The 12,607-nt window shown below is 69.6% G+C and carries 13 protein-coding genes and 1 tRNA gene; 9 read left to right on the top strand and 5 right to left on the bottom strand.

Annotated features, from left to right (window positions below; translation table 11 throughout):
• Positions 1-53 precede the first annotated feature (53 nt).
• Positions 54-1,301: a PTS transporter subunit EIIC gene (locus ABH931_RS24455; protein WP_370117047.1), complete on the bottom strand. Its 1,248-nt coding sequence runs from the start codon at positions 1,299-1,301 to the stop codon at positions 54-56.
• 230 nt (positions 1,302-1,531) lie between these two features.
• On the opposite strand from ABH931_RS24455, the gene ABH931_RS24450 reads away from it, so the two are divergent.
• From ABH931_RS24450 to rdgB, 3 genes are all read left to right on the top strand, one after another.
• Positions 1,532-1,768, top strand: coding sequence for a glucose PTS transporter subunit EIIB (locus ABH931_RS24450; RefSeq protein ID WP_370117044.1), 237 nt, complete (start codon positions 1,532-1,534; stop codon positions 1,766-1,768).
• A 143-nt stretch (positions 1,769-1,911) separates the two neighbouring features.
• On the top strand, positions 1,912-2,637 hold the full coding sequence (gene rph / locus ABH931_RS24445) for a ribonuclease PH (RefSeq protein ID WP_370117041.1): 726 nt from the start codon (positions 1,912-1,914) through the stop codon (positions 2,635-2,637).
• Positions 2,638-2,642: 5 nt separating this feature from the next.
• Positions 2,643-3,254 carry an RdgB/HAM1 family non-canonical purine NTP pyrophosphatase gene (rdgB, locus tag ABH931_RS24440; protein ID WP_370117038.1) on the top strand — a complete coding sequence of 204 codons (612 nt, stop codon included), beginning with the start codon at positions 2,643-2,645 and terminating at the stop codon, positions 3,252-3,254.
• A gap of 55 nt (positions 3,255-3,309) precedes the next feature.
• Here rdgB and ABH931_RS24435 read toward each other — a convergent pair.
• Both ABH931_RS24435 and ABH931_RS24430 read right to left on the bottom strand, forming a co-directional pair.
• Positions 3,310-3,392 (bottom strand) — tRNA-Leu (locus tag ABH931_RS24435).
• A 16-nt stretch (positions 3,393-3,408) separates the two neighbouring features.
• The gene (locus ABH931_RS24430; protein ID WP_370117034.1) at positions 3,409-4,083 is read right to left on the bottom strand and encodes an HNH endonuclease; all 675 of its coding nucleotides are present in this window, start codon (positions 4,081-4,083) and stop codon (positions 3,409-3,411) included.
• Positions 4,084-4,447: 364 nt separating this feature from the next.
• On the opposite strand from ABH931_RS24430, the gene ABH931_RS24425 reads away from it, so the two are divergent.
• Complete coding sequence (locus tag ABH931_RS24425) at positions 4,448-6,010, top strand: carbohydrate binding domain-containing protein (protein WP_370117031.1); 1,563 nt, start codon at positions 4,448-4,450, stop codon at positions 6,008-6,010.
• A 118-nt stretch (positions 6,011-6,128) separates the two neighbouring features.
• Positions 6,129-8,498, top strand: coding sequence for a glycosyl hydrolase family 18 protein (locus tag ABH931_RS24420; protein ID WP_370117029.1), 2,370 nt, complete (start codon positions 6,129-6,131; stop codon positions 8,496-8,498).
• Between the two features lie 59 nt (positions 8,499-8,557).
• Here ABH931_RS24420 and bcp read toward each other — a convergent pair whose 3' ends face one another.
• A complete protein-coding gene (gene bcp / locus ABH931_RS24415; RefSeq protein WP_370117026.1) occupies positions 8,558-9,025 on the bottom strand; it encodes a thioredoxin-dependent thiol peroxidase in 468 nt (155 codons plus the stop codon).
• Between the two features lie 132 nt (positions 9,026-9,157).
• Between bcp and ABH931_RS24410 the strand changes: the two genes are divergently transcribed.
• The 3 genes from ABH931_RS24410 (at position 9,158) to ABH931_RS24400 (ending at position 10,276) form a co-directional block, all read left to right on the top strand.
• Complete coding sequence (locus ABH931_RS24410) at positions 9,158-9,499, top strand: DUF3618 domain-containing protein (protein WP_370117023.1); 342 nt, start codon at positions 9,158-9,160, stop codon at positions 9,497-9,499.
• Between the two features lie 95 nt (positions 9,500-9,594).
• On the top strand, positions 9,595-9,900 hold the full coding sequence (locus ABH931_RS24405; RefSeq protein ID WP_042385844.1) for a co-chaperone GroES: 306 nt from the start codon (positions 9,595-9,597) through the stop codon (positions 9,898-9,900).
• Positions 9,901-9,922: 22 nt separating this feature from the next.
• Positions 9,923-10,276: a hypothetical protein gene (locus ABH931_RS24400; protein WP_370117020.1), complete on the top strand. Its 354-nt coding sequence runs from the start codon at positions 9,923-9,925 to the stop codon at positions 10,274-10,276.
• Between the two features lie 16 nt (positions 10,277-10,292).
• On the opposite strand, the gene ABH931_RS24395 is transcribed toward ABH931_RS24400, so the two are convergent.
• Positions 10,293-11,030, bottom strand: a complete 738-nt coding sequence (locus ABH931_RS24395) for a hypothetical protein (RefSeq protein WP_370117017.1) — start codon at positions 11,028-11,030, stop codon at positions 10,293-10,295.
• A 165-nt stretch (positions 11,031-11,195) separates the two neighbouring features.
• On the opposite strand from ABH931_RS24395, the gene lpdA reads away from it, so the two are divergent.
• The gene (gene lpdA, locus ABH931_RS24390; RefSeq protein WP_370117014.1) at positions 11,196-12,599 is read left to right on the top strand and encodes a dihydrolipoyl dehydrogenase; all 1,404 of its coding nucleotides are present in this window, start codon (positions 11,196-11,198) and stop codon (positions 12,597-12,599) included.
• Positions 12,600-12,607: the final 8 nt, after the last annotated feature.

Genomic DNA, 12,607 nt, shown 5'->3' with positions numbered 1-12,607 from the left:
GGAGTCCCAAAGGCCCTTGTGCGACGTGCGGAAGTGTGCCCGTCGGTCCTTGATCAGTCCTTGATGTTGGCGGACTCCAGCTCGTCCGCGTCGTCCTCGCGCCCGGGGGTCTTGATGTCGAATCTGATGATGACGTAGCGGAACAGGCCGTAGTAGACGACCGCGAAGACCGGTCCGACCAGGAGGATGATCCAGGGTTTGGTGGCGATGCTGAAGTTGAGCAGGTAGTCGATGAGCCCGGCCGAGAAACTGAAGCCGGCGTGGGCGCCGAGGGCCCAGGTGACCGCCATCGAGACGCCCGTCAGCAGGGCGTGGATGCCGTAGAGAACCGGCGCGAGGTAGGCGAAGGTGAACTCGATCGGCTCGGTGACGCCGGTCACGAGGGAGGTGAGGCCCAGCGAGATCATCATGCCGGTCACCTCCTTGCGGCGGCTCGGCTTCGCGCAGTGCGCGATGGCGAGGGCGGCGGCCGGGAGGGCGAACATCATGATCGGGAAGAAGCCGGTGGTGAAGATGCCCGCGCTCGGGTCGTGGTGCAGGAATCGGGGGATGTCGCCCTGGTAGGTCTGGCCCTTGTAGTCCCAGGTGCCGTACTGGAACCACACGTAGGTGTTGATCAGCTGGTGCATGCCGATCACCAGCAGCAGGCGGTTCGCGACACCGAAGATGCCCGAGCCGAGCCAGCCCAGATGGGTCAGCCAGGTGGCGAAGTTGTTGAGTCCGGTGCCGATCGGCGGCCAGAGGTTGACGAAGATGACGGCCAGGAGCAGGCCCACGCCGGACATGATGATCGGGACCAGGCGGCGGCCGTTGAAGAAGCCCAGCCAGTCCGGGAGCTTGGTGCGGTGGTACCGCTGCCAGAGGTAGCCGGTCATCAGGCCGAGCAGGATGCCGCCGAGCACGCCGGGGTTCTGGCCGGGGTAGGGAAGGTGCTTGGCCAGGCCGTCCTTGGTCGGGAACGCGTCCAGCACGCCCCGGTAGACCAGGAAGCCGGCGACGGCCGCGAGGGCCGTCGAGCCGTCGGCCTTCTTGGCCATGCCGATGGCGACACCGATGCAGAACAGCAGCGGCAGGCCGAGGTAGGCGCCCAGCAGTGCGCCGCCGGCCGCGTTGAAGACCTTGGCGACGTTGTCCCAGCCCAGCCCCGTGGCCCCGAGGACGTCGTCCTGTCCGAGCCCGTTCAGCAGGCCGGCGGCCGGGAGTACCGCCACCGGCAGTTGGAGGCTGCGACCCATCTTCTGCAAGCCGCTGTAGAACGTCTGCCAGCCGGTGGGGCCCGCGACAGCCTGCGCCGAACTCATCTCGACTCTTCCCTCTCCCTCGTGGGCACGGAGTCGGGACTCCTCCCCCCGCGTTTGGTCTGCGCCGTTGAGTGGTGTAGACCATTTGGTGTGAGGCGTGCCCGTTAGTGCACATCCTCGGGTGGCTTGCTGATCTTCGCTCGCGAGATTGAGCCATTAGTGCGTTAACGTGACAGAACGGGACACTGCGTCTAAAACTGGTGTTCCCGGCCCAGAAGAGGAGAGACCAGATGGCCACGAAGGCTGAGAAGATCGTCGCGGGACTCGGCGGCATCGCCAACATCGAAGAGGTCGAAGGCTGCATCACCCGCCTCCGCACCGAGGTCCACGACCCCTCCCTGGTCGACGAGGCCGCGCTGAAGGCCGCAGGAGCCCACGGTGTCGTCAAGATGGGCACCGCGATCCAGGTCGTCATCGGCACCGACGCCGACCCGATCGCCGCCGACATCGAGGACATGATGGACTGAACGGACTGACGGTCCGTCGCGCGTCTGCCCCCGCTCGCGGGGGTACGACACCGGTGGCCTGTTCCCGTGCGCACTCACGGGGGCAGGCCGCCCGTGTCTTCGAGGTCAGCTGGCGGCGGCGGGGTTTCGGTAGGGTCGGTGTCATGACTCGCATCGACGGCCGCAGCCCCGACCAGCTCCGTCCCATCACCATCGAACGCGGATGGAGCAAGCACGCCGAGGGCTCTGTCCTGGTCTCCTTCGGAGACACCAAGGTGCTGTGCACCGCCAGCGTCACCGAGGGCGTCCCCCGCTGGCGCCGCGGCAGCGGCGAGGGGTGGGTCACCGCCGAGTACGCGATGCTGCCGCGCTCCACCAACACCCGCAGCGACCGCGAGTCCGTCCGCGGCAAGATCGGCGGCCGGACGCACGAGATCAGCCGCCTGATCGGCCGTTCGCTGCGTGGCGTCATCGACCTGCGCGCGCTGTCGGAGAACACCATCGCGCTCGACTGCGACGTGCTCCAGGCCGACGGCGGCACCCGCACGGCCGCGATCACCGGCGCGTACGTCGCCCTGGTCGACGCGGTGCGCTGGGCCCAGGCCAAGAAGATCACCCGCGCCAAGGCCGAGCCGATCGTCGGCGCGGTCGCCGCCGTCAGCGTCGGCATCATCGACGGCGTCCCGATGACGGACCTCCGCTACGAGGAGGACGTCCGCGCCGAGACCGACATGAACATCGTGTGCACCGGCGACGGCCGCTTCGTCGAGGTCCAGGGCACGGCCGAGGGCGCGCCCTTCGACCGCGACCTGCTGAACCAGCTGCTCGACCTCGGCCAGCTCGGCTGCGCCGAGCTCGACGCGATCCAGCGCAAGGTCCTGGAGGGGTGAGCGCGGTGACCGAGCCACGGAAGCTGGTCCTCGCGACGCGCAACGCCCACAAGGTCGGCGAGCTGCGCGCGATCCTCGGCGCGGCCGGCCTGGAGGTCGACCTGGTCGGCGCCGACGCCTACCCCGAGGTGCCGGACGTCGCCGAGACCGGGGTGACCTTCGAGGAGAACGCGCTCCTCAAGGCCCACGCCCTGGCCCAGGCCACCGGCCTCCCGGCCGTCGCCGACGACTCCGGCCTCTGCGTCGACGTCCTCGGCGGCGCCCCGGGCATCTTCTCCGCCCGCTGGGCGGGCAAGCACGGCGACGACCGCGCCAATCTGGAGCTGCTGCTCGCCCAGCTCTCCGACATCGCCGACCCCCACCGCGCCGCGCACTTCGCCTGCGCGGCGGCCCTCGCCCTCCCGAACGGCGAGGAGCGCGTCGTCATGGGCCGCCTCCCCGGCACCCTGCGCTTCGCGCCGACCGGCTCCTACGGCTTCGGCTACGACCCGATCCTCCAGCCGGACGGCTACGCCATCACCTGCGCGGAACTGACCCCGGACCAGAAGAACGCCATCAGCCACCGCGGCGAGGCCTTCCGCGCCCTGGTCCCGGTGCTGCGGGAGCTGCTGGGCTGAGCGCACTGCACCACGGGCCCCACCTCCATCGGGAGGTGGGGCCCGTCGTTGCTCGTGCGGCCGGAGGGATTCGAACCCTCACGCGCTCACGCGCACTGGCTCCTAAGGCCAGCGAGGCTGCCATTTCTCCACGGCCGCATGGAAGGAATGCTACCTACTCGGCGACCGGGCTGTCCTCGGCCTTCGTGATCGCCGACCGCCGTGCCTTGTTGCGGCCGCAGTAGGTGTCCGTGGTCGCGTGGCAGTTCGGGCAGACGATGCGCAGATTCTCCGGGCGATTGTCGCACCAGTCGCCGTTGATGTGGTCGACCTCCAGGGAGAGAGGGCGTCCCTGCCAGTGAGGGCCGGTGCCGCACCCGGCGCAGGCGTCGCTTCGGCCGAGGTCGCGCAGTGCCTGCCGCAGCCGTTGGCCCGGTACGCGCCGGGAGTGGGAGGGGCGGCGCACCAGGAGCTGCTCGGGGGAGGTCCGGGTGCGGCGCTGCCCTCTCGCGTGGGCCTGGCCGGTGAAGTGCCCGGTGTCGATACCGAAGGCGCGGATGCGCCGCGCGATGTGGGCCTGGGTCCCGCCGGCCTGGCGCAGACGGAGGAACCGTACGACACCGGCGAAGCTGTACGAGGCGGCGGCAGCCTCCGCGAGGAGTTCGGGCGTGTACACGGACGTGCGTCGTGGCTCACCGGAGAGAAGTCCGGCGGCCACCAGGCGCTCTCGCAGGTATCTGCGGTTGTGGCGCGTTGGAACCTTGCCGATCCGGCGGAGCATGTCGTCGAGCTCACCGCCGCCCGCCGCCAACTCGGACAGATACTCCCGGGTGTACACCCGCACGGCCATGGTCGCCCCCTGTCGCTGTCGTTCCCGTACGGAACAACGCGCCGGGGGAGCGGATGTCACGCCTTGCCCGGGCGTTGGCCGTGGCGTGGACACGGCTGGAGTGGCGCTCGGGTGGTTGAGACCAATAGGACTAGGCCAGTTTCCGCCTTCATGGCTCTGAGCTGCCAACTTCGTGAACCTTAAGTGCTCTTAAGTGACACGTTGCCAAATAGGGTCTTGACGGTAGGGGATGGTCCAGGCCAATTTATCTGCGTACGCAGCCGTTACCCGGGAGTTCGTGTGGGGTCCGGGGAGGTCGGCTGCGGACACTGCAACGGGTTCTGGCCGGCGTACGAAGACGACGTCCCTCGCGGAGGCAGCAGGCATGGAAGACAGGCATCCCACACGAGTCAAGGCCGTGCTCGCGGCGTGTACCGCCGGGCTGCTCGGGGTCGGCGGGCTGGCGCTCGTCGGCGGGGCCGCGCAGGCGGCGAGCGGGCAGTTGGTGGTCAACGGCGGGTTCGAGACCGGGGATCTGAGCGGCTGGAGCTGTTCGGCCAACGACAAGGTCGTCAGCAGTCCTGTCGCCGCCGGGAGTTACGCGCTGTCCGGGACGCCCGCCGGGCAGGACGACGCGCAGTGCTCGCAGACCGTGGCCGTCGTCCCGGGCTCGAGCTACACGCTCTCCGGCCAGGTCGAGGGCAACTACGTCTACCTCGGCGACACCGGCACCGGCACCACCGACACCAGCACCTGGACCCCCGGTGCGAGCAGCTGGTCGAACCTGTCGACCACCTTCACCACGGGCGCGAACACCACCTCGGTGACCATCTGGGTCCACGGCTGGTACGGCCAGGGGACGTTCGGCGCCGACTCGATCTCGCTGACGGGCCCCGTCCCGGCCGGCGGCGGCACCCCCAGCGCGACCTCCACGACCAGCGCCAGCGGCAGCCCGAGCGCCAGCGCCTCCGCCAGCAGCAGCCCCTCGGCGAGCAGCAGCCCGAGCGCCAGCGCGTCCAGCACCGCCACCACCCCGCCGCCCGTCGACACCGGCTTCCACCACCCGGTCTACCTCATGCCGTTGGACAACTCGCCGCAGGCGGTCTCCGACATCATCGCGGGCTCCGGCGAGAACCAGTTCAACCTCGCCTTCGTGCTCGACTCCGGTGGCTGCACCCCGGCCTGGGGCGGCAACGCGAGCACCCCCGTCTCCTCCGACACCGCCGTGGCCGCCGACATCAGCGCGATCCGCGCCGCCGGTGGCGACGTCGCGGTCTCCTTCGGCGGGTACAACGGGACCGAGCTCGGCTCGTCCTGCGGCAGCAGCTCCGCCCTGGCCGCCGCCTACCAGCAGGTCATCACCAAGTACAGCCTCAAGCGGATCGACCTCGACTGGGAGAACACCGCGCTCGACTCCAACATGGCCGTCCGCTGGGGCGCCATCAAGCAGTTGGAGGCGCAGGACCCGAACCTGATCGTCACGCTGACCATCCCCGCCACCACCGTCGGCCTCCCGCTCACCGGCCGCGACGAGATCCAGCAGGCGATCAGCAACGGCGCCCGCATCGACCGGGTCAACCTGATGGACTTCGACTTCGGCCTGAACGGCGGCACCATGACCGCGGCCGCGGAGACCGTCGCCGCCGACACCGCGCAGCAGTTGCAGACGCTCTACGGCTGGAGCGCCGCCACCGCCTGGTCGCACCTGTCCGTCCAGCTGATGAACGGTCACACCGACCAGCCCAGCGAGCTGTACACCCAGTCGACCTTCGCCGACCTGCTCGGCTACGTGCAGGCCAACCACGCCGCGGCCTTCTCCTACTGGGACGTCAACCGCGACCGCGCCTGCGACCCGAGCGTCGCACACAACTGGGCCGACGGGGCCTGCTCCAGCGTCACGCAGAACCCGTACGACTTCACCAAGATCCTCGTCCAGTACAACGGCTGACCCCACGTCGGTCGTCGCGAGAACGCCACCCGCGCCGGAGGGCCCCACACCCCGGCGCGGGTGGTCACCAAGCCCCCACCGCACGATGTCCACCCCCACAACCCCACGGAGCAGCACCATGCACCAGCGTGCCCTCGCCGTCCCCCCGGCCCCGGAGCGGAGGATGAAGCGCAGCACCGCCCTGGCGGCCGCCACCGCCCTCGTGGCCGGGACGATCGCGCTCGCCGCCGGGATCACTGGCGCGAACGCGGCGTCCACCAACCTTGTGACCAACGGCGACTTCGAGACCGGCAACCTGTCCGGCTGGTCCTGTTCCACGCTGGACTCCGTGGTCTCCACTCCGGTGCACGGCGGCAGCCACGCGCTGGCCGGCGCCGCCAACTCCAGTGACGACGCCCAGTGCACGCAGACCGTCGCGGTGCAGCCGAACACCAGCTACACGCTCTCCGCCTACGTGCAGGGCGCCTACGTCTACATCGGCGCCACCGGCACCGGTGTGAGCGCCAGCACCTGGACCCCGAACAACGCGAGCTACGGCCAGCTGACCACCAGCTTCACCACCGGCGCGTCCACCACCTCGGTGCAGGTCTACACGCACGGCTGGTACGGCCAGGGCACCTACTACGCGGACGACGTCACCCTGACCGGCCCGGCCGGCTCCGGCGGCACCTCCAGCCCGTCCGCGTCGGCGACCTCCACGTCGCCCTCGCCCTCGGCGTCCGCCACCTCGGCCTCGCCGTCCGCAAGCGCCACCTCGGCCTCGCCGTCCGCGTCGGCGACCTCCGCCTCGCCGTCGGCGTCCGCGACCTCCGCGAGCCCGTCCCCGTCGGCCACCTCCACCTCGGGCGGCGGCACCGCGCCCGGCGGCGACGGCCAGGTCTCCACCCCGTCCGGCATCTCCGCCAAGGTGACCAACAACGCGATCACGCTGAGCTGGACCGGTTCCACGGACAGCTCCGGCACCGGCGACACCCCGGCGTACTACGTCTACAGCGGCGCCAACCTGATGGCCACGGCCATGGGCACCAGCGTCACCGTCAGCTCGCTGCTGCCGAACACCAGCTACACCTTCACCGTCCAGGGCTACGACAAGGACGGCCACGCCTCCGCGCAGTCCACCCCGATCACGGTCACCACCGGTGCGGCCGCGACGGGCGCGATGAAGTCCGCCTACTTCGACCAGTGGTCGATCTACGGCAACGCCTACTACCCGAAGAACGTGGGTACCTCGGGCGCGGCCGCGGGCATGAAGGTCATCACCTACGCCTTCGAGAACATCGACCCGACCAACCTGAACTGCTTCGAGACGGTCAAGGCCTCGGACTCCACCAACGAGTCGGACCCGAACGCCGGTGACGGCGCGGGCGACGCGTTCGCCGACTACCAGAAGTCCTACACCTCGGACATCTCCGTCGACGGCACCTCGGACACCTGGTCGCAGCCGATCAAGGGCAACTTCAACCAGCTGCGCGAGCTGAAGGCGAAGTACCCGAACCTGCGGATCAACCTCTCCATCGGCGGTTGGACCTACTCGAAGTACTTCTCCGACGTGGCCGCCACCGACGCGTCCCGCAAGAAGTTCGTCTCCTCCTGCCTCGACATGTTCATCAAGGGCAACCTGCCGACGAACATCGCGGGTGACGCCTCCGGCGGCACGGGCTCGGCGGCCGGCCTCTTTGACGGCATCGACATCGACTGGGAGTACCCGGCGTCGGCCGGCGGCCACACCGGCAACCACTACTCGGCCGCCGACACCGCCAACTACACCGCGCTGCTGGGCGAGTTCCGCAGCGAGCTGGACGCCTACGGCGCCACCGTCGGCAAGCACTACATGCTGACCGCCGCCCTGCCGTCCGGCCAGGACAAGATCTCGCTGATCCAGCCCGCCGCGATCTCCAAGTACCTGGACTACGGCGACCTGATGACCTACGACATGCACGGCGCCTGGGACGCGACGGGTCCGACCAACTTCCAGGACCCGCTGCACGACACCGCGTCCGACCCGAGCAACGCGATCGCTCCGGGAACGGCGAAGTACAACATCGACGAGACCATCAAGGCCTACACCACGGGTGACTCCGCCTACGGCATCACCGGCGGCTTCCCGGCCAGCAAGCTGGTCCTCGGCGTCCCGTTCTACTTCCGCGGCTGGACCGGCGTCCCGGCCGGCAGCAACTACGGTCTCTACCAGTCCGCGACCGGCGGCAGCCCGGCCCAGACCTACACCCAGGAGGCGGGCATCGCCGACTGGAAGGAGCTGGTCGCCAAGGGCCTGACCACCGGCTCGACGGTCCACTGGGACCCGACCACGCAGAGCTCGTGGATCTACGACGGCACCAACTTCTACACCGGCGACACCCCGCAGGCGATCACCGCCCGCGGCCAGTACGCCACGACCAACGGCCTCGGCGGTATCTTCGCCTTCTCCTTCGAGGGTGACGACTCCTCCGGCTCGCTGATCAACGCGATGAACAGCTCCATGCAGTAACCCACCCGCACGTGGGAGGGCCCCGGCGCACCCGCGCCGGGGCCCTCTCGCCTGCCTGGTCAGATCTTCAGGTCCTTGATGAGCTTGGCGACGTGGCCGGTCGCGCGCACGTTGTAGAAGGCGTGCTCGACCTTGCCCTGCTCGTCGACGACGAAGGTGGAGCGGATGACGCCGGTGACGGTCTTGCCGTACATCGTCTTCTCGCCGAACGCGCCCCAGGCCTGGAGCACCTCCTTCTCGGGGTCGCCCACCAGGGTGACCTTCAGGTGCTCCTTCTCGCGGAACTTGGCCAGCTTCTCGGGCTTGTCCGGGGAGACGCCGATGACGTCGTAGCCGGCCTCGGCCAGCACGGCCAGGTTGTCGGTGAAGTCGCAGGCCTGCTTGGTGCAGCCCGGCGTCAGCGCGGCCGGGTAGAAGTAGACGATGACCTTGCGGCCGAGGTGGTCGCCGAGGGAGACGGGCTTGCCGTCGGCGTCGGGCAGGGTGAAGGCGGGAGCGGCGTCGCCGGGGGAAAGTCGGGCACTCATGCAGCGACCGTACCGCCCGGCGGCCGCCGTGGTGGGACGCGATGCGGGGTGCCGCTGCGCGCGGGCGCGCGGGACCTGACAGACTGTCCAGAAGGAGTAGCAGTCGGCGAGCGAGCGAGAGAGGGTGTCCTCGTGGGCGAGGTCAGCACCAGGGACGAGAGCCGGGACCGGCGGAGCGCGGCCCAGATCGAGGCGGATATCACCCGTACCCGGGCGCAGCTCGCGGCCACGCTGGACGAGCTGGCCGTGGCCGTGCACCCCTCGACGATCGTCGGCCAGGCCAAGGCCCAGGCCAAGGCCTCCGTCGACCGCACGGTCGGCCAGGCCTACGTGGCGGTGAACCGTGGCGTGGAGCAGGTCCGCGCCCAGTTCGTGGACGAGAAGGGGCAGCCGCGCAAGGAGCGGATCATCCCCGTCGTGGCGGTGGCCGGCGCGGTGGTGGTCGGCCTGGTGCTGCTCCGCCGGAAGAAGTAGCCGACGGCTGGCTGTACGGTTTCTGCGTGAACGCGGACGCGACTGTGAGCAAGAAGAAGCACGACTCCTCCTTCGGCGAGAAGCTGCCGATCCGGATGCTGCACGACCGCGTCCTGGTCCGCACCGAGGGCCCGGAGGGGGAGCGCCGCTCCACCGGCGGCATCCTGATCCCGGCGACCGCGGAACTCTCCAAGCGCTGCGCCTGGGCCGAGGCGGTGGCCGTGGGCCAGAACGTCCGCAGCATCGAGCCGGGGGACCGGGTGCTCTACGACCCCGAGGACCGCGCCGAGGTCGAGGTCCGCGGCACGATCTACGTGCTGCTGCGCGAACGCGACATCCACGCGGTCGCCTCCGAACGCGTGAGCGACGCGGACGGCACGAGCACGGGGCTGTACCTGTAGACACGCCGGGAGAACCCTGACCATGCTGCGCAGCTTGTTCACCGTCGCAACCGTGGGCCTCCTGTGCGCTGCCTGCGCCAGCGGTCCTGCCGCGCCGTCCGCGGCTTCGGGCACCGTCTCCGGGGTTGCCACCGCCGTCGGCGGGCCGGTCGGAGCGACGCCCGCTCCGATGTCCGGAGACGCCGTGGTCAAGGATGCATCCGGCGGTGAAGTCGCCCGTGTGCGGCTCGACGCCGCGGGGGGCTATCGACTCACCCTCCGCTCCGGTTCGTACACGCTGACCGTAGCCGGGGCCGGGGCCCCGTGCTCGCCTGCGTCGTTCCGGATCACGGGCGGTGGCACCGTCAAGGTCGACCTGACCTGTCAGATGAAGTAGCAGCAGCAGGATGTAGTCACTGGCCGAGGGCCTTGTACTCACCCGTCAGCAGGCCGGTCAGGGTGGCGTGGTCGGGGGCGGCGGGGTTGAGCATGAGGGTCCGGAGCACGTTGTCGCCCACGACGGCGAGGCCCAGCGACATCGAGTTGCCGTACGAGTCCAGCTTGGCCTTGACGAAGACCTTGCTCTGCGCGATGCCCGGGACGGTGTACGAGCCCTGGGCGTCGTACTTCTTGCTGTCGCCTTTCAGCAGGATCAGGTAGTCGCTCTGGGCGCCCGAGGCCGTCGAGTAGTGGATGACGAAGGTGTCGACGTAGATGCCCGTCGCCTGGTCGAACCAGTTCTGGCGGGCCGCGTACTGCAGGCCGCGCTCCTTCTGGATGCCGAGCTCCGAGGCCTGCGCGGCAGCGGTGTAGTCGGCCAGGATGAACTGCTGCGGGGTGAGCAGGCCGACGGCCGTGGGGTCCTGGGCGAGCGTCCAGGCCTTGGCCGTGGCCGGGCGCTTGGGCAGCGCCGCGAGGATCTGCGCCTGGGCGCCGGTGACCGTGCCGCCGGTGGCGGGGGCGGACGGGGCGGACGGGGCGGTCGAGCCGGATCCCGTGGCGGAGGCCGCCACGCTGGGAACGGAGGCCGACGCGGTCTTCTGCGTGCCGAAGGACACCACCCCGCAGCCGGACAGCAGCGTCATGGCGACGGCGGCGAGCCCGAGCACGCCGAGTCGCGTCGACGTACGGGTCCCCCTGGTGGCGAGCATGCGGATCCTCGGAATCTGGAAGCGATCTTTCATGGCCTGCCGATTCTCGCGAGCGCACGTGCATGCTTGCGACGCGATAGCGCAACGTTCGGGTAAAGATCCACCGTGCTGTCTCGTCGATCACAGCCCAGGTGACGGGGTCCGGTTGGGCGTAAAGTCCCAGGCATGAGTGAGCACTTTGATGTGGTGGTGCTGGGCGCCGGTCCCGGCGGTTATGTGGCCGCGATCCGGTCCGCACAGCTGGGTCTGACGACGGCGATCGTCGAGGAGAAGTACTGGGGCGGGGTCTGCCTGAACGTGGGGTGCATCCCCTCCAAGGCGCTGCTGCGCAACGCCGAACTGGCGCACCTGTTCACCCACGAGGCCGACACCTTCGGCATCCGGGTCGACGGCAAGGTGTCCTTCGACTACAAGGCCGCGTTCGAGCGCAGCCGTCAGGTCGCGGACGGCCGGGTCAAGGGCGTCCACTTCCTGATGAAGAAGAACAAGATCCGCCAGTTCCAGGGCCGCGGCCAGTTCGTCGACGCCAACACCCTGCAGGTCGCCCTCGTCGAGGGCGGTACCGAGACCGTCACCTTCGACCACTGCATCATCGCCGCCGGCGCGACCACCCGCCTGCTGCCGGGCACGCAGCTGAGCAACCGCGTGGTCACCTACGAGGAGCAGATCCTCAGCGACTCCCTGCCCGAGAGCATCATCATCGCGGGCGCCGGCGCTATCGGCGTCGAGTTCGCCTACGTGCTGCACAACTACGGCGTCAAGGTCACCATCGTCGAGTTCCTCGACCGGATGGTCCCGCTGGAGGACGCGGACGTCTCCTCGGAGCTGGCCAAGCGCTACCGCAAGCTCGGCATCCAGGTGCTCACCTCGACCCGGGTCGACTCCATCGACGACAGCGGCGAGAAGGTCCGCGTCACCGTCACCGGCAAGGACGGCGCCCAGCAGGTGCTGGAGGCCGACAAGGTGCTGCAGGCCATCGGCTTCGCCCCGCGCGTGACCGGCTACGGCCTGGAGAACACCGGCGTGGCGCTCACCGAGCGCGGCGCCATCGACGTGGACGCGCGCTGCCGCACCAGCGTGCCGCACATCTACGCGATCGGTGACGTGACGGCCAAGCTGATGCTGGCCCACGCCGCCGAGTCCATGGGCATCATCGCGGCGGAGACCATCGCCGACGAGGAGACCATGGAGCTCGACTACGTGATGATCCCGCGCGCCACCTACTGCCAGCCGCAGATCGCCAGCTTCGGCTGGACGGAGGCGCAGGCGCGGGAGAAGGGCTTCGACGTCAAGGTCGCGAAGTTCCCGTTCACCGCGAACGGCAAGGCGCACGGCATCGGGGAGCCCGGCGGCTTCGTCAAGATCATCGCCGATGCCACGCACGGCGAGCTGCTCGGCGCCCACCTGATCGGTCCGGACGTCACCGAGCTGCTGCCGGAGCTCACCCTGGCCCAGCAGTGGGACCTGACGGTCACCGAGGTGGCCCGCAACGTCCACGCCCACCCGACCCTGGGCGAGGCGGTCAAGGAGGCCATCCACGGCCTGGCCGGGCACATGATCAACTTCTGAGACGGTAC

Origin of the sequence: Streptacidiphilus sp. MAP12-33, from assembly GCF_041261265.1 — a bacterium.
Taxonomy (GTDB): Bacteria; Actinomycetota; Actinomycetes; order Streptomycetales; family Streptomycetaceae; genus Streptacidiphilus.
Note: the sequence above shows the minus strand (reverse complement) of the source record. Positions and strands in the feature narration are given on the sequence as shown.

What these genes read in the sequence shown, in the direction of transcription:
- lpdA (WP_370117014.1), top strand. Translation starts at nt 11,196, where the DNA reads ATGAGTGAGCACTTTGATGTGGTGGTGCTGGGCGCCGGTCCCGGCGGT.
- ABH931_RS24430 (WP_370117034.1), bottom strand. Translation starts at nt 4,083, where the DNA reads ATGGCCGTGCGGGTGTACACCCGGGAGTATCTGTCCGAGTTGGCGGCG.
- bcp (WP_370117026.1), bottom strand. Translation starts at nt 9,025, where the DNA reads ATGAGTGCCCGACTTTCCCCCGGCGACGCCGCTCCCGCCTTCACCCTG.
- ABH931_RS24450 (WP_370117044.1), top strand. Translation starts at nt 1,532, where the DNA reads ATGGCCACGAAGGCTGAGAAGATCGTCGCGGGACTCGGCGGCATCGCC.
- ABH931_RS24400 (WP_370117020.1), top strand. Translation starts at nt 9,923, where the DNA reads ATGCTGCGCAGCTTGTTCACCGTCGCAACCGTGGGCCTCCTGTGCGCT.
- ABH931_RS24425 (WP_370117031.1), top strand. Translation starts at nt 4,448, where the DNA reads ATGGAAGACAGGCATCCCACACGAGTCAAGGCCGTGCTCGCGGCGTGT.
- rph (WP_370117041.1), top strand. Translation starts at nt 1,912, where the DNA reads ATGACTCGCATCGACGGCCGCAGCCCCGACCAGCTCCGTCCCATCACC.
- ABH931_RS24420 (WP_370117029.1), top strand. Translation starts at nt 6,129, where the DNA reads ATGCACCAGCGTGCCCTCGCCGTCCCCCCGGCCCCGGAGCGGAGGATG.
- ABH931_RS24395 (WP_370117017.1), bottom strand. Translation starts at nt 11,030, where the DNA reads ATGCTCGCCACCAGGGGGACCCGTACGTCGACGCGACTCGGCGTGCTC.
- ABH931_RS24455 (WP_370117047.1), bottom strand. Translation starts at nt 1,301, where the DNA reads ATGAGTTCGGCGCAGGCTGTCGCGGGCCCCACCGGCTGGCAGACGTTC.
- ABH931_RS24405 (WP_042385844.1), top strand. Translation starts at nt 9,595, where the DNA reads ATGCTGCACGACCGCGTCCTGGTCCGCACCGAGGGCCCGGAGGGGGAG.